Consider the following 15,828-nt stretch of genomic DNA (forward strand, 5'->3'; position numbering starts at 1 on the left):
CACAAAACGGGAAAATCCAGCACAGGCTGGAAATCTTTAGATAAATCGTTCGAGTGTTAAACGGGCTACGTTAACAATACAAAGGCAACAACGAACAGTTAAGCGGCATTAGTGCCTTCTTCTTGTCAGTAGTGAAAGGAGTGTGATGGTCAGATATGTCTACCGCTTGATCAAAACAATAATAAGTAAAAGATCATTTTGACTGAGCCTAAATCTGTCATCTTATATAACGCAAATTCACTGTAAGAAAAACCTCTACGGCGTTGATTGAGGTGATGCGCTTAACTTGGGCATGTTAGCATGAAAAAATTTTTCAAACTAACAATATTTACCATTTTCACAAATTAATATCATTCTAAAAAACAACCAGTTATAAGCACTTTATCAACTATGACGCTATGGTAATATTTTTCTATTTACTATAGTGAATTAATTATTTTTTAAATCAAATACTTGAGAAAACCAGAAGTCATTTAATCATTCTCTATAGCCAAAAAACCCCCTTCATCATTTCGCAATAAAGGGGGCTAAAAGCAGCAATAACTGCCTGAACAATGACGTTAAAAACTTACAAAAGCACCAGTTTAGCCAATAAAATGACCGTCAAAACCCACACTGGAATGGTAATCTCTGAGAATTTACCAGTCATCAGCTTTACTGCGGTAAAGGTAATAAACCCAAGCGCAATACCATCAGCGATAGAATAGGTAAGTGGCGTTAGTAATAGCACCACAGCCACTGGCGCGGCTTCTGTTAAGTCTTCCCAGTTGATGTCTTTTAAGGTAAATAGCATCAGTACAGACACATAGAAAATTGCCCCTGCCGTGGCGTAAGCCGGAATCATACCAGCCAAAGGCGCAAAGAAAATACTCAATACGAACAATACGCCGACCGTCACAGCCATCAGACCTGTACGGCCACCAGAAGCAACACCAGAAGCACTTTCGATATAACTGGTCGTCGATGACGTACCCAGCATAGCACCCGTAACCGTGGCCGTTGAGTCAGCCAGTAATGCCTTGTCCATATTGGGAATATTGCCATTTTTATCGATTAGACCCGCTTTACTGGCGATGCCTACTAGGCTGCCCGTCGTATCAAATAAATCAACGAATAAAAAGGCGAAGATAACGCTGATCATACCAACGTCGAATGCACCTGCAATATCAAGCTGCATGAGCGTCGGTGCGATAGATGGCGGCGCAGACATAATGCCAGCAAATTGGGTGTGACCTGTAAACAAGCTAATCAACGTAATGATTAAAATACCAATCGTGACAGCACCTGGCACTTTTTTATAAACCAAACCGATAATAATAAAGAAACCCAAAGCGGCCATCATAGGCGCAAATGAACTCATATCACCCAGCATTACCAATGTTGCATCACGACCAATAATAATGCCAGAGCTTTGCAGTGCGATAAATGCTAAGAATGCACCAATACCTGCCACAATACCTTGCTTGAGACTGGTTGGAATGGCATTGATAATCCATTCACGAATTTTAAATAAGCTCAAAATGATAAACAAACAACCTGAAAGGAAAACCGCCCCTAGTGCCGTTTGCCATGCATAACCCATGCCTAGTACAACGCCATAAGTAAAAAAAGCATTCAAACCCATGCCCGGTGCCAACGCCACAGGCAGTCTGGCATAAATACCCATGATAAAGCAGCCTATTGCGGCAGCTAAGCAGGTGGCAACAAACACAGCCCCTTTATCCATACCAGCTTCAGCCAATACGTTTGGGTTTACAAAGATGATATAAGCCATGGTCAAAAAGGTGGTAATACCGGCAAGGATTTCCGTTTTGATCGTGGTGTTTTCACCATTAATCCCAAAATAGCGTTCAATTGCATTCATAAGTATCGCGCCCAGCTTGCTAGTGAAAGAACAAATTTATTGCTGCCAAAAATAGAGATGACGCCAGCAAAAAATTGCGACGTCATTATCAAACGGCAGGGGTAACAAAGTGCAACATTTTAGAGAAATTACGGTATAAATTCAATCATTACCAGTGTCGCATGGGTATAAATGTATTATTCATACTGGCTCAATCAGTATTAGCCTAACGATATCTCAGCGATAGTCGATTGACTGTCACAGAACAGTGATACTGACTGAATTGTTTTCTTATTAAACCATTCAGTCAGCGATATAGAATCAACAATATAAATCGCAACGATCCTATTTGATATTTAACACTTTAATAAATGATATTTTCTGTATTTAACAGTACACTAAGCCCCTAATATAAATATGCTAATTGATGACATGCCCTAGCACCGCTCTTATCTGGTTTTTATGTCGCGCCATACCAGTGATTATCCATTATTCATGAGTCTTATACATGCCTGAATCCTTAAACATTATCGACCTTATTACCCAAGCCAGCCTCTTAGTTCAGATTGTGATGGCATTATTGTTATTGGCTTCCTTGCTTAGCTGGGTGATTATTTTTCGTATGAGTGCGCGGCTCGGTACGGCCAAAAACTTTGATCAACAGTTTGAGACGTGGTTTTGGTCGGGTGAAGATTTGGCCAAACTTTATCAAGGTGTACAAGGCTCGCCTGAACGCCAAGGACTTGAGCAGATTTTTTATGTTGGGTTTTCTGAATATCTGCGAATGCATAAAAAACGCCAACCCAAAGATGACATCATCGATGGTGTGGAGCGCAAGCTGCGAGTCGGTCTAGGACGTCAGCAGCAATTATTGGAGTCAGGACTGACAACACTAGCAAGTATCGGCTCAGTTGCGCCTTACATCGGCTTGTTTGGCACCGTTTGGGGCATCATGAATGCTTTTTTGGGACTGTCTCAAACGGAGCAAGCAACGCTGGCGTCTGTCGCTCCGGGTATCGCTGAAGCCCTAATTGCAACCGCCATGGGTTTGTTTGCGGCTATTCCTGCGGTACTGGCTTACAATCATTTTACCGCCAAATCTAGCCTTCTGTATGACTCTCGTGCATTGTTCTGCGATGAGATGACCGGTATGCTCCAGCGTGAGACCAGCGCAGAAAACATTATTAATAGAGAAACTCAAATCAATGCCAATCAGGTTAAAGGGCTATGAAACAAAGTCCCTATCGCCGTGAAAAAAAGGCATTAAATGCGGAGATGAACGTCGTTCCTTATATCGACGTCATGTTGGTACTGCTCGTGATATTTATGGTCACCGCCCCGATGCTGATTACGGGCGTCGATGTTGATTTGCCAAAAGAGCAGACCAATACCATGAGCCAAAGCCAGCTGCCAGTCATCGTCTCATTGACCGATAGCGGTGAGATTTTTATCAGTTATGAAGATAATGTCGACTTGCCAATGAGTGAGCCAGAATTGATTGACACCTTAACCACGCTACAAACCCAAAGTAGCGATGCGGGTGCTCAGCCTTTACAAGTCATGATTAATGCTGACCAAAACAATCAGTATGGTGCCATCATGACCCTCATGGCAACCTTACAACAAGCAGGCATTCAAAAGGTTGGTCTATTAACAGGCGCTCCTTTGCCCACACCATCGTTGTAATTGAGTACCCTTATCATGCATAATGCTCCTACCGTCTACGTGCCGACCCAACCTGAGGGCAATGGATTAACGTTGCCGACGTTACTCAGTTTGCTAGCACACGGCTTGGTGATTGGGTTACTCGTTTATAGCTATTACAACACTGAAACGACACCCATCGGCAATATCGAGACTGTCATGGTCTCACCTGAGCAACTTGCTGAAATGCAAGGACAAATCTTGGCCAATCGTGCAGCAGCGGCCAGTGCCATGCAAGCTGAAAGCAGCACGGCAAGTGCGGTGCAAGCCCAAACCTCTGATGGTAGCGTTAGTAGCCAAAACCCCAGCCAACCAAACTCTCAGCGCGTGCCTGTTTTTACACGCTCTGACGAACCTGCCAGTCGCCCTATGCTTATGAGCGAAGAACAGCATCAACGCTTACTGGAGCAAAATCAAGAATATGAGCAGCGAATGGCTGAGTGGGCAGCACAACTAGATGAATCCGTAATAGAAGAGCATGATCAAATTGAGCAAGACAAAAGAGAACAGCGCATAGAAGAGCAGCAAAGGCTTGGAGATTTCCGTAGTAAACAAAACAATCCTCCTAAGATTACCCGTCCTAGCGCGAATGATCGTAATATAGAAATAACCACTGGTAGCTCGGGTAAAAGCTTTAGCCTATCCGATGGTCAGTCTAGTATTTCTGGCGACACAGCCACGACTAGCCCTTCGAAAGGCAGCCGATCTGCTGCAAGTGGCAATAGCGGTGCCAGCAATAGTGAAATTATTGGCCTAATCAAACGCAACTACAATCCGCCTACCGCTGCTAAAGGCTCGACTCAAAGCGCTACTTTAACCATCACTGTCAATGCCAGCGGCAATATCATCAATGTCTCTGCTTCAGGACCTGATAGCGCTGTCAATGAAGCAGCCAAACAAGCGGTATTAGAGACTGGCAGACTACCGATCGATGCTGACGACCCAAAATACCCCACTTTTACCGTACAGTTTAGAGGCAGTAATTAATCAGTTGCTCACGCCTTATATTATTGATAATGTTATATTAAACGGCTTATATCACACCATTTTAGGAGCTCAACCAAATCATGCATACTCAAAAGAAACTATTCATCGCTTTGCTTGGTAGTGCCACAGCTCTTCTTGCTTCTCCTAGCTTGTTTGCAGCGCCTGTTGTCTTAGAACTGGATTACGACATTCCTGTGCAAAAGAACCAAGTCGCTTTTGTACCGTTCGCTGGTGACTCTGTTTTATCGCCTATTATCTTAAACAATTTAAGCAAAACAGAGCTAACCGTCACCAGCCAAAACCTACCACAGCAACCACGTAGTAGCAGTGAGTTGGCAGGCACTCTCCCCGTTTGGCAAAGTATGGGAATTCCTTATCTGGTCGTTGGTAGCACGCGCAGTAATCGCGGCAAAATAGTGACCGACTATGAAGTGATTGATGTCAAATCTGGTCGAGTTATCGAGGGCAAGCAAAGCTTGACGGCTGACAATAATACAGAAAGCATGCGTTATGCAGGTCATGTCATCTCCGACAAAGTATATGAGTTGATTACGGGTATTCCAGGTGACTTTTCGGGACGTATTGCTTATATAGAAGAAACTGGCGTTGGCAAAGAGAAAGTATCACGCCTCAAAGTGATGGATGCTGATGGCGAAAATGCCAAAACCATTACTGAGGTGGCAGGCTCTATCTTCTCGCCAACATGGTCACCAGACGGTAACCGTATTGCCTATTCAGTACAACGTGATAAATCATACCCTGTTATCTATGTACAAAATGTTAGCGGTGGCGGTGCCACATCTTTGACGCCTTTTGCTGGAAATAACTTGAGTCCTTCATTCTCACCTGATGGCAGCAAGATCCTGTTTTCCAGCAGCTTTGAAGGCAGTGCTGATATTTATGAGATGAGCGCCAGCGGTGGCCAACCTAGAAAAATCACCAGCTGGCCCAGTAGTGAAGTACAGCCAAGCTATGCCCCTGACGGTAAATCCTTTGTGTTCGTTAGTGATCGAGCAGGATTCAATAAACCACAAATTTATCGTTACGAGTTTGGCTCAGGACGTACGACCAAGGTATCCAATAGCGGCTATGCCACCAGCCCGCAGTTTAGTAGCGATGGCTCACAAATTGCTTTTTTAAGTGGTCGCTCAGCCGCCATCATGAATAGTAGCGGTGCAGTAACTGCCAATTTAGGCAATACAGGTATCGATGAAGCACCCAGCTTTTCTCCCAACGGCAAGCGTGTGGTATACGCCTCTAAGCAAGGCGGTAAAGGCGTTCTGACCATCAAATCACTTAACGGTGGCGAATCGTTTGGTAAATCTGGACAAGGTGTTATCCGCTCTCCAGTATGGTCTTCGGGCTCTCAATAGACGCTTTAACTCATAAGTTTTATGCATGAATAAAGTGTTAAACATGCCCTAATGCCGTCAAGTGCCTCCTGAGATACCATTATGAAGTTATTAACCTTCGTCTATTTATTGACAACAGCACTGTTATCTACAGGTTGCCAATCATTTCAATTTGTTGAAAGCCCCATTCCTGTTACAGCCCATCCCGCACCAATAGTTATCAATCAAAATACTGCGCCATAAGATAAAAAAACAGACATCGATTTGATGTCTGTTTTTGCCGTTCCATAAACAATTTTTAGTGATTTAATACTCGTTTTTAGCCTCTTAATACAGCCGGTTGATGCTTGATAATGGTTTTAGCAAGATGATCCCCAAACCAAATGGCCGTATCGATATCGCCAGATCCTGGCGTTTCTTCGGGTGGCCCATCAAGCGACTGCGTCATCAAACCCAAAAAACTGGATAGACGGTTTAAATCATGCGGCTCATGACCCGTTGGCATCAACGGTAATCCTATCCAGTTCATGCCATGCTGCATCGCATAGAGAGAAATCTGCTGTAATACCGCCAGCTTATCACCGCTTAGACCACCAGAGTTGGCAAAAGCAGCTGCCCATTTACCTTCCCATGTGCGCTGATACCAACGCTTGGACGTCTCATCCATAAAAGTCTTAAATTCAGCAGTTACGCTACCCATATATACAGCACTACCGAAAACCAACAAGTCGGCCTGATCCAAATATTCCCAATCAACATCGTGAACATCAACGGCTTTGGCCTGTGATTTTGGAAGTTGCTGATGAGCACCTTGGACGATGGCTTCGGCAACACGTTTCGTATGACCATAATTGCTATGAAAAATAACGGCAATGGACACATTAGGGATATTATCAGTGGGCGTTAAAGACGATTTGGCAGATATATTCATACAAACTCTAATAATGGCTGTAAATGGTTGAATAACGGTAACAAAAATGAAGAATGAATCGCGGGTGATATTTCCCGCTGGTCAATAGCGAATTCTTATGCAGAAACACCGCGCACGATAACCAGTGCCATACGCCCTGTTGCTGGCTGCTGCAAATGCGTCTGACGCCGATAAGAATAATAGTGTTCATCAGCATAACTACAGCTTATGAGTGATGCATTGTCTAACATCACACCAGCGGCGCTTAACTGGTCTGCGGCTAATTTTGGTAAGTTTAGCTTAATTTTTTCCGATGTCACTGTAGCATAACTTGATGGTTTATCAACTGTCTTATGTAAATGCTGAGCATTATCATCATGGTTCAAAGCCGTATCAGAATTTACTACATACAGCCGATTGAAACTGTCGATGCCGTCTAGGGTCAATGATTTATTTTCTATACAACCTTTGAGTAGCTGGGCGCGGACATGCGTGCCAACTTCATAATTGTCTTGACTGATACAAACGCCTATCCAAGCCTTAATAGGCCCAGATTCGGTAAAGCGCTGGACAGTCGATTGTATCACGCCGCATGCCAGCCCTTGCCAACCTGCATGAATCGCTGCTATCTGACCGCTTGCTGGTTGGTATAAGACAATGGGCACACAATCTGCCGTCATTATCGCAAGTCCAAGACCTTCTTGTTGACTGATCATCGCATCAGCAGCCATGGGTTTCATATTCAGCGTGGTGCCTTCAATATCATGAATCTGCTTACCGTGAATTTGATTGACCCAATGCAAGCTTTTAATCCATAAAGGCGGTTTACTCTCTAATGACAAGTGCGCTAATTTTTCATTGATGGCAGCCAGCAGACGCATGCGGTTGTTCAATACTTGTGCCGCCTCATCATTGACATGCAAACCCAAATTTAGCGTCCCATAATTGGCCTGACTTTGGGGTATTAACTGATTATTTTTTGCATTAGGCTCATTAATATCATCACTGATGAAAGCCGCCGTTTGAAAAACAGCCACATCATCAATGTGCGCAAGCAATGTCATAGGAAGTGTGTTAATCATGGCTGATCTACCCTATTAAGGATTCGTCATCGTAACCGTCGCTTAGCACTGCAATTAGTTGCTGCATATCTTCAGGCAGTGGTGTGGTGACTTCAATATCTTCACCAGTCGTTGGATGAACAAAGCCCAATGTATAAGCATGCAAGGCTTGACGCGGAAAGTTACTGATCGCTTGGCGCTGTGCTTCTGTTAGACCTGAACGTAATTGGCGACGACCACCATAGATACGGTCACCGACTATCGGATAAGTAATATGACTTAAATGCACACGGATTTGATGGGTTCGCCCAGTTTCAAGTCCCACATCTAATAAACAGTAATTGCCATTAAGGGGAGTGACGTTTAGCAAATGCGTGACCGCCTCACGTCCTGCCGTCATGACCGTCATTTTGGTACGCTGGGTGCGATGACGACCAATCGGTGCATCGATACGGCGATGGCGCATCAAGCTTGCCTGATCGCCTGCCACCACACACTGATAGTGGCGATAGACTGACTTGTCTTTTAATTGCTCCATCAATGCCATTTGGGCAGGCTTGGTTTTACCAATCAACAACAGCCCAGAGGTGTCTTTATCAATCCGGTGTACTAGACCTGCACGCGGCAGATGGTGCTGCTGTGGATAGTGATACAGTAACGCATTGACCAAAGTGCCTGTCTGATTGCCAGCGCCAGGATGAACCACCATGCCGACTGGCTTGTTAATCACCAATACTTCATCGTCTTCATAGACCACTTCAATCGCTATATCTTCTGGCTGATCTCCACTATGCTGTTGTAACGTCGTGGATAAATGCAAAACATCATCGGCCTTGACGCGAACTTTTGGTCGTTGCACACTGCCGTTGTAAAGCAAGCTACCGTCACTGATCCAGCCTTGTAACTGAACCCGCGAAAAATCCGTGAATACTAATGAGGCTAATTTATCGATACGCAGACCTGCCTGATCTTCTGTGACTGTATGCGTCATATCAATAACCACTGGCACTGCTTGACCAGCGATGGATACTTCATCATCGTCACTATCAGCAATGTCCTCACCATCTTCATCAACATCGTCGACTGTATTTTCGTCAAACTCATCACTCTCTTTTAGCATCGCAGCTTTTGACACCGCTTCTTTTGAACGGACATCGTCATATGCTTGTTCATCGAGCGCTGGCTGATTGTCGTCAGGTAACTCATTATTATTTAAAACGTCATTTGGCATTGGTGACTCTTGTGCTGATGAATCAGTATCTAGCGATTGATTCGGTGTTAAATTGGTGGTCATAGTATTATTATTCATAGCGGATTTATACAGGGTGAAGTTTCGAACAGAATTTTGTAAGGCAAGTTTAAAGGGCAACTTCAAAAAATAGTATTATAAAAAAAGACTGCCGTTCGCTGATTCATGGCGTATTATAAAAATAATCGTCGGCAAAAAAACGAAGGCAATATCGCGCTAGTGTATCATGCCGAGCGCTTAAGCCCTATAGAAGGTGTCCGTTATCTGTCGTTTTTTGATGATAAAGCGCTGCGCCAAACGTCAAACCCTAACTCTCTAAAACATGACATTGCTGTAATTTACTGTATATTTGCCAATACCAGCGACATTCGATATCGCTCACAACAGCCGCCCATGCTAAAATGCCAAGCTGAAATAAGTTATTTATGCGTGTTTAACCCATCCTAACTACAATATAGATGGCGAAAAAATAGACGAAGCAAACGTTATTCTATAAAGTATAGCCATATTTTACTGTATGCTATGGCACTACATTTTTAAAATAACGATATTTTATTAGCAGTAGACAGTTATCTGATGCCATAAGCATCATTTTTTATTATTAATATACAGCATAATAGCGCTGCTGCTATTATGCGACTTGTGTCGGAGAAGAAGTATGCAAGCTGTTGGCAATACATTTATCAAACTGTCCTCTATCACCCTACTGGCGTTAAGCATAAATCTAGTGGGCTGTCAGACTTTTAGTAATCTGACTGGCGGTAAAGATGTCGATGCGGTGGAAACTGCCGAAAAGTCAGAGCAAGGCTACTATAACGACGCCATCGCCCAGATTGATAAAGGTCGCTATACACAAGCCATCGAAGATCTGACCAATCTACGCACTTTTTATCCTACTGGACAGTATGCTGAACAAGCCCTGCTCGATATGATGTATGCCCAATACGCCAGTGGCAAATTTGAAACCGCTGCTGCCAGCGCTGAGCAATTTATTAGCCTTTACCCTTCTAATCCGCAAGTCAGTTACGCCTATTATGTGCGCGGTGTGGCCAATATGGAAGGGTCGTCTGAAGGCTTGAAACTGTTTAAATTAAACCAAGCTGAGCGTGATACGGCCTATTTACGAATTGCCTTTGCCAATTTCCAAGAACTTATTAATAAATATCCTAACAGCCCTTATACACCAGATGCTGCTCAGCGCATGACTTTTATTTACAACCAGTTTGCCGAAAGCGAGATGAGCGCAGCCAATTGGTACATCGAGCGTGAAGCTTATGTTGCCGCTGCAAACCGTGCCAAATGGGTATTTCAGTACTATCCACTGAGCGAATCCATCCCTGATGCTCTCGCTGTCCTCGCCTATAGCCATGAAAAACTGGGTCTAACAGACTTGGCACAAAAGTATAAAACACTATTGCAGATTAACTATCCAAACATGTTGACCAGTAACGGTAGCGTAAAACTGAGTACCAAACGTGATAGCTCTTGGCTCAATAGAATCACCTTTGGTAAGCTCGGGCGCTCAAGCGTAGAAGACACGTCGGTTGCGACTGGTGAGTACAACGGCGCAACCAAGACACAAATGATTCGTAACGCCGGTCAATTAAGATTGCCTAGCACGAATGTTGCACCGACTACTGCGCCTGCAGCCAATAGCTTTATAGCACCTAATACTGGTCTCAATATTGGTTTAGGTCTGCCTGAAGCGTCAGCGGAAAGAATCACTAGCCAATCAAGCACTGGCTCTACGGCTAGAGAAGCCAACGTTGACCCACAAAACATCAACCCAACGCGCCGCACGACGTTGCCTGAATCTGACCGTGATAGCATCTTGCTCACCCCATCTGATACCGATATGAATGATGATTAATTAACTCAGATTCAATCATATTAATGGACTTTACACCGTCTATTGCACGCCGTAAATAATAAGGTCAACGCTCTGTTGGCCTTATTTTTCTGTCTCTATTCTGTCCCCCAACATAATTGACCTATGGTAAACTGTTTTTTGTATGAGCATCCCCAACCATATCCTCGAGCAATTAAATAGCCAAGCTGATTTAATCAGTATTATTGGGCGTCATACCACGCTTAAACGTGCGGGAAATGAGTACAAGGGCTGCTGCCCGTTTCATGGTGAAAAGTCACCGTCGTTTTATGTCAATCCACAAAAAAACATCTATCATTGTTTTGGCTGTAGTGTCGGTGGCAATGCCATCAGCTTTTTGCGTGATTATGAAAACTTAACGTTTATCGAAGCGGTCAATGAGTTATCAAAGCAGACTGGCATTGAAGTGCCAAAAGAAGAACAGCAAAACGTCAGTTACCAACGCAGTGCACCCAAACCTGTTGCACCGCCGCCTCTGCCTAGTCCAACTATAGCTCACAGCAATGCCAATCACAGCAACATAGATCAGAACGAGATAAATCAGAATCCACAAGCGTATACAGACTCACCTCCCTATAATGACGACAATAGCTATGACAATTATCCACCACTAGACGCTTATGATTCAGCGCCTTATCTAACCGACTCGTATGGTTCAGACTATCAAAGCGGCAGTAACGATAGTAGTAACAGTAGTGACAATGGGTATCCGCCCCTGTGGCTGACAAATACCGATGAGAACACAGATCCGCACAGTATGAATAACCATGCTGATGAAGATGGCAATCTGTACGAGCTATTAGAACAAATACAGCAATTCTATCAACGCAATCTCACCATCCATCCTCACGCCAAGCATTATTTTTTGTCACGCGGTGTTACTGAAGAGATTTTTGAGACTTTTGGCTTGGGCTATGCACCGTTTGGCTGGCAGCACCTTGAGCATCAGTTCCCGCAAGATATCGCAGGCCTAAAGGCGCTCGGTTTGGTACGTAGCTCAGAGTCTGGACGCGATTACGATCTGCTACGTGACCGAGTGATTTTTCCCATTCGAGACAATCAAGGTCGCACCATTGGTTTTGGTGGGCGGGCGCTTGATGATGAGGTAAAACCCAAGTACATCAACTCCTCAGACTCGCCAGTGTTTCATAAGCAGCATGTGCTGTATGGCTATTATGAGTCACGCCAGCAGCGCGCCAATAGCTGGCTGGTAGTCGAAGGTTATATGGATGTAATTGCCCTTTATCAAGCGGGCATCTACGGGGCAATCGCCTCTATGGGTACTGCGATTAACGAGAGCCAAATATCGCGATTATTGACGCTTAACCCGACTTTGACCTTGAGTTTCGATGGCGATAGCGCAGGACAAAAAGCCGCTTGGCGTACGCTTGAAATTGCGCTCCCTGTGCTGGCCGATGACAAAGAACTGCGGTTTTTGACATTACCAAACAACCATGATCCTGATACGTTTATCAAAAGTCAGGGCAGCGATGCCATGCATGAGCAGATCGCTAATGCCATGCCACTGTCACAGTATATTTTTGCGTACTTGAGTGAGCGTTACGATCTAAGACTGGCAGAAGGCAAAGCCAAGCTGATGTCACAAGTGCGCGCTTTGACCACCGCCTTACCTAAAGGCAGCAGTTTTCGTTATTTGCTCAATAATGATATTTATCAAAAGCTTGGTGGCAAACGCAGTCAGAACGTTGAGGCCAAAGATGCGCTGCTCGATTTTGATGGAGATATGACCATCAGCCAGCAGTTGCAGCTTTGTTTTTTGTTTCAGCCGCGTGCATTGACAGACGATCCTATTGAATCGATTTGGCGGCAAGCAGGCATCAATGACTTACACTTGCCGGCACATATTAAACAAAAAGTCACACCCGACATTTTGCGCCCAGTTGCTTGGGAAGATTTACAAGACAGCGCCTTGATTGATATTGTTGGCACCATCAAACGTTGCCTCAATTATCTACCAAAAGATGCCAACGCTGCGGCACATTTTATATTATCGAATGTCAAACCAATGACCCAAGAAACCCTTAGTCGCAGCTGGGGCGGATTTTATAAAACGTTGACTGCAAGAAATATTTTGAGCCTTGATGAGATGATTGACAATTTGGTGATGCAACTGCTCAAACTGCATCTACAAAAAAAGATGCAAGAGCTGATAAAAAATCCCGATCATATTAAACTGGCGATTGTCCGTAAACAATCGCAGCTATTGAACGATTGGTTACGCGCGCAGCAAGCGGAGCAATCAGCGCAGATGGTCACGGTACAATCATAATCTGTGGCCTTGTTTTTTCTTTTGCAGCGCACGCCCTTTAAAAGCATCACTGCTGCCCCCACTATTAATGATTATACCCAGTAGCATGAGCCGCTCCTGAATCCTTTGACTGACAGCAAATAATCAGTAAAAAATGGTCGGTAGATACTACTACCTCGTGCTTGACGACTGTGGTCTGTGTTAAACTGTGTCGCTGTATATTGACAGCACTGCTTGGTGAACGATTGTGAGCATGCATCGTTAAGCACAAATTTTAGGTATTATTTTTACGTATCAGCTTTTAGATACCATTTTGCAGTCTTTTTAGCTTTTCTAATTTTTAGCTGTTTTTTAGCATTGTTATTGTAGTGTTTTGAGCCTTTATTCATATCAACTCATTTTTGATATTACTGACGACCTCTACGCCATATTTTGATCAATCGATTGATAAGATCAACGCACCCAGCCAGCGATAGCGAGTCACAATATAAAAATGTCCGATGCAAGTAAGCGAGTATTTATGAACGATAAGTCAGTTTCCAAGTCCACATCTCAACTGGCCACCTTAATCCAAATGGGTAAAGAGCAAGGGTATCTAACCTATGCTGAGGTGAATGACCAACTGCCCGACTCTATTACCGAAAGCGATCAGATCGAAGATATTGTGCAAATGCTGACCGACGTTGGTATTAAAATCTTTGAATCAGCCCCCGATGCCGATGACATCTTGATGAACGACGATTCAAGTGATGACGACATGGCAGCGGATGAGGCAGCGGCCGTACTAGCTTCTGTTGAGACTGAACCAGGTCGTACCACTGACCCTGTGCGTATGTATATGCGTGAAATGGGTACCGTTGACCTACTCACCCGCGAAGGTGAGATTGCCATTGCCAAGCGTATCGAAGAAGGCATTCGTGACGTGCAGCATGCCATGTCTTACTGGCCGGGTACGGTACAGTTCGTCCTTGATGAGTACCAAAAAGTACAAGATGGCGAAAAGAAACTGTCTGACGTCATTACTGGATTTTTAGATCCTGAAACCGAAGCAGATAAAATCGCAGCGCAAGAAGCCAAAGAAGCCGCGAAAGAAGAAAGAGAAAGAATTAAAGAAGAAAAAGAAAATCCGCCGATCATCAAGACAAAAGCCAAAGCGCTTGCGTTAGATGATGATGACGAGGATGAAGACAACGTTGAAGAAGAAGCCGAAGAAGAAACCAGTGGTATCGATCCAGAAGAAGTGCGCTTGCGTTTAGAAGAAATCGAAAATCTATTTATCAAAGCCAAGCAAGCCTTATTAGATTATGGCCGTGGTAGCGTACAAGCTGATACAGCTTATGCCCTGCTAGCAGAGCGCTTTATGATGTTGAAGCTCAACAACCGCTTATCAGATCAAGTCATGGCCATCATGCATGATGTCTATGATGACGTGCGTAAGCAAGAGCGTCAAATCATGCGTTTGGTCATTCGCCGTGGACGTATGCCGCGTGAAGAATTTCGTAAGACCTTTCCAAGCAACGAAACCAATGTCGATTGGCTGATTGAGCGTATCAAGGGCAAGCCTGCGTTTGCTGGTACGCTAGAAAAAGTCACCGACGATGTTATTTTATTACAACGCAGAATTCGTGATTACGAGCAACAGCTCGATATGCAAATTCACGATATGAAAGATGTGGCACGCCGTATGGCGGTTGGTGAAGCAAAAGCACGCCGCGCGAAGAAAGAAATGGTTGAAGCCAACCTACGTCTGGTTATCTCTATCGCCAAAAAATACACCAACCGTGGCCTACAGTTCTTGGATCTGATCCAAGAAGGTAACATCGGTCTGATGAAAGCGGTGGATAAATTTGAATATCGCCGTGGTTATAAATTCTCAACCTATGCCACATGGTGGATTCGTCAGGCGATTACTCGTTCTATCGCTGACCAAGCACGTACGATTCGTATCCCTGTGCATATGATTGAGACGATCAACAAAATTAACCGTGTCTCACGTCAGTTGCTACAAGAAATGGGACGCGAGCCAACGCCTGAGGAATTGGGCGAACGTTTAGAAATGGACGAAGTTAAAGTCCGTAAAGTGCTAAAAATTGCCAAAGAACCTATCTCTATGGAGACACCTATTGGTGATGATGAAGACTCGCATCTAGGCGATTTCATCGAAGATGGCACTATCTCAAGCCCTGTTGACGATGCAACGGCAGCTGGTCTGCGTGAAGCGACTCGTGATGTGCTGGGCAATCTGACTGAGCGTGAAGCACGTGTGCTAAAAATGCGCTTCGGTATTGATATGCCAACCGATCATACTTTGGAAGAAGTCGGTAAGCAGTTCGATGTGACGCGTGAGCGTATTCGTCAGATTGAGGCAAAAGCCTTGCGTAAACTGCGTCATCCTTCACGTTCTGAGCACCTACGTTCTTTCCTTGAAAATGACTAAACTCTCAAGGAAATACTGAGCCTAGATAATAGGCCTCAGGTATTCGTAACTACAAATAAAAAAAGCCGAGTATATCTCGGCTTTTTTGCGTTTATTAATACGGCATAGTCAGTAACCTGACATGACTA

Annotated in this window: 12 protein-coding genes; 8 read left to right on the forward strand and 4 right to left on the reverse strand. The window is 44.3% G+C overall.

Annotated elements, in window-relative coordinates:
• Positions 1 to 568: 568 nt before the first annotated feature.
• A complete protein-coding gene (locus JMY02_RS01825; protein WP_201594611.1) occupies positions 569 to 1,864 on the reverse strand; it encodes an NCS2 family permease in 1,296 nt (431 codons plus the stop codon).
• A 487-nt stretch (positions 1,865 to 2,351) separates the two neighbouring features.
• Here JMY02_RS01825 and tolQ point away from each other — a divergent pair, with 487 nt between their 5' ends.
• The 4 genes from tolQ to JMY02_RS01845 all read left to right on the forward strand — a co-directional run bounded on the left by tolQ (position 2,352) and on the right by JMY02_RS01845 (position 5,907).
• Positions 2,352 to 3,074 (forward strand): protein TolQ, encoded by a 723-nt coding sequence (gene tolQ, locus JMY02_RS01830; RefSeq protein WP_201594613.1) that lies wholly within the window; start codon positions 2,352 to 2,354, stop codon positions 3,072 to 3,074.
• Entirely contained in the window at positions 3,071 to 3,529 is a 459-nt protein-coding gene (tolR, locus tag JMY02_RS01835) for a protein TolR (protein WP_201594615.1), read from the forward strand. The genes tolQ and tolR overlap by 4 nt, the downstream gene beginning before the upstream one ends.
• Positions 3,530 to 3,544: 15 nt before the next feature.
• Entirely contained in the window at positions 3,545 to 4,534 is a 990-nt protein-coding gene (locus JMY02_RS01840; RefSeq protein ID WP_201594617.1) for a cell envelope integrity protein TolA, read from the forward strand.
• An 80-nt stretch (positions 4,535 to 4,614) separates the two neighbouring features.
• The gene (locus JMY02_RS01845) at positions 4,615 to 5,907 is read left to right on the forward strand and encodes a PD40 domain-containing protein (RefSeq protein ID WP_201594619.1); all 1,293 of its coding nucleotides are present in this window, start codon (positions 4,615 to 4,617) and stop codon (positions 5,905 to 5,907) included.
• Positions 5,908 to 6,205: 298 nt separating this feature from the next.
• Here the strand turns inward: JMY02_RS01845 and JMY02_RS01855 are convergent, their stop codons facing one another.
• The 3 genes from JMY02_RS01855 to JMY02_RS01865 form a co-directional block, all read right to left on the reverse strand.
• Complete coding sequence (locus JMY02_RS01855) at positions 6,206 to 6,817, reverse strand: flavodoxin family protein (protein WP_201594623.1); 612 nt, start codon at positions 6,815 to 6,817, stop codon at positions 6,206 to 6,208.
• Positions 6,818 to 6,912: 95 nt separating this feature from the next.
• Positions 6,913 to 7,878, reverse strand: coding sequence for a polyphenol oxidase family protein (locus tag JMY02_RS01860; protein WP_201594625.1), 966 nt, complete (start codon positions 7,876 to 7,878; stop codon positions 6,913 to 6,915).
• A 7-nt stretch (positions 7,879 to 7,885) separates the two neighbouring features.
• Entirely contained in the window at positions 7,886 to 9,151 is a 1,266-nt protein-coding gene (locus tag JMY02_RS01865) for an RluA family pseudouridine synthase (RefSeq protein WP_201594627.1), read from the reverse strand.
• A 120-nt stretch (positions 9,152 to 9,271) separates the two neighbouring features.
• Here JMY02_RS01865 and JMY02_RS01870 point away from each other — a divergent pair, with 120 nt between their 5' ends.
• The 4 genes from JMY02_RS01870 to rpoD all read left to right on the forward strand — a co-directional run bounded on the left by JMY02_RS01870 (position 9,272) and on the right by rpoD (position 15,700).
• A complete protein-coding gene (locus JMY02_RS01870; protein ID WP_201594630.1) occupies positions 9,272 to 9,553 on the forward strand; it encodes a hypothetical protein in 282 nt (93 codons plus the stop codon).
• 211 nt (positions 9,554 to 9,764) lie between these two features.
• Entirely contained in the window at positions 9,765 to 10,976 is a 1,212-nt protein-coding gene (locus JMY02_RS01875) for an outer membrane protein assembly factor BamD (protein ID WP_201594632.1), read from the forward strand.
• 142 nt (positions 10,977 to 11,118) lie between these two features.
• Positions 11,119 to 13,284, forward strand: coding sequence for a DNA primase (locus tag JMY02_RS01880; protein WP_201594634.1), 2,166 nt, complete (start codon positions 11,119 to 11,121; stop codon positions 13,282 to 13,284).
• 499 nt (positions 13,285 to 13,783) lie between these two features.
• Positions 13,784 to 15,700: an RNA polymerase sigma factor RpoD gene (gene rpoD / locus JMY02_RS01885; protein WP_201594636.1), complete on the forward strand. Its 1,917-nt coding sequence runs from the start codon at positions 13,784 to 13,786 to the stop codon at positions 15,698 to 15,700.
• Positions 15,701 to 15,828 lie beyond the last annotated feature (128 nt).

This window comes from Psychrobacter vallis, assembly GCF_904846715.1.
Taxonomy (GTDB): domain Bacteria; phylum Pseudomonadota; class Gammaproteobacteria; order Pseudomonadales; family Moraxellaceae; genus Psychrobacter; species Psychrobacter vallis.

Coding starts and splice junctions, on each gene's coding strand:
- JMY02_RS01825 (WP_201594611.1), bottom strand. CDS start 1,864: ATGAATGCAATTGAACGCTATTTTGGGATTAATGGTGAAAACACCACG.
- tolQ (WP_201594613.1), top strand. CDS start 2,352: ATGCCTGAATCCTTAAACATTATCGACCTTATTACCCAAGCCAGCCTC.
- tolR (WP_201594615.1), top strand. CDS start 3,071: ATGAAACAAAGTCCCTATCGCCGTGAAAAAAAGGCATTAAATGCGGAG.
- JMY02_RS01840 (WP_201594617.1), top strand. CDS start 3,545: ATGCATAATGCTCCTACCGTCTACGTGCCGACCCAACCTGAGGGCAAT.
- JMY02_RS01845 (WP_201594619.1), top strand. CDS start 4,615: ATGCATACTCAAAAGAAACTATTCATCGCTTTGCTTGGTAGTGCCACA.
- JMY02_RS01855 (WP_201594623.1), bottom strand. CDS start 6,817: ATGAATATATCTGCCAAATCGTCTTTAACGCCCACTGATAATATCCCT.
- JMY02_RS01860 (WP_201594625.1), bottom strand. CDS start 7,878: ATGATTAACACACTTCCTATGACATTGCTTGCGCACATTGATGATGTG.
- JMY02_RS01865 (WP_201594627.1), bottom strand. CDS start 9,151: ATGACCACCAATTTAACACCGAATCAATCGCTAGATACTGATTCATCA.
- JMY02_RS01870 (WP_201594630.1), top strand. CDS start 9,272: ATGGCGTATTATAAAAATAATCGTCGGCAAAAAAACGAAGGCAATATC.
- JMY02_RS01875 (WP_201594632.1), top strand. CDS start 9,765: ATGCAAGCTGTTGGCAATACATTTATCAAACTGTCCTCTATCACCCTA.
- JMY02_RS01880 (WP_201594634.1), top strand. CDS start 11,119: ATGAGCATCCCCAACCATATCCTCGAGCAATTAAATAGCCAAGCTGAT.
- rpoD (WP_201594636.1), top strand. CDS start 13,784: ATGAACGATAAGTCAGTTTCCAAGTCCACATCTCAACTGGCCACCTTA.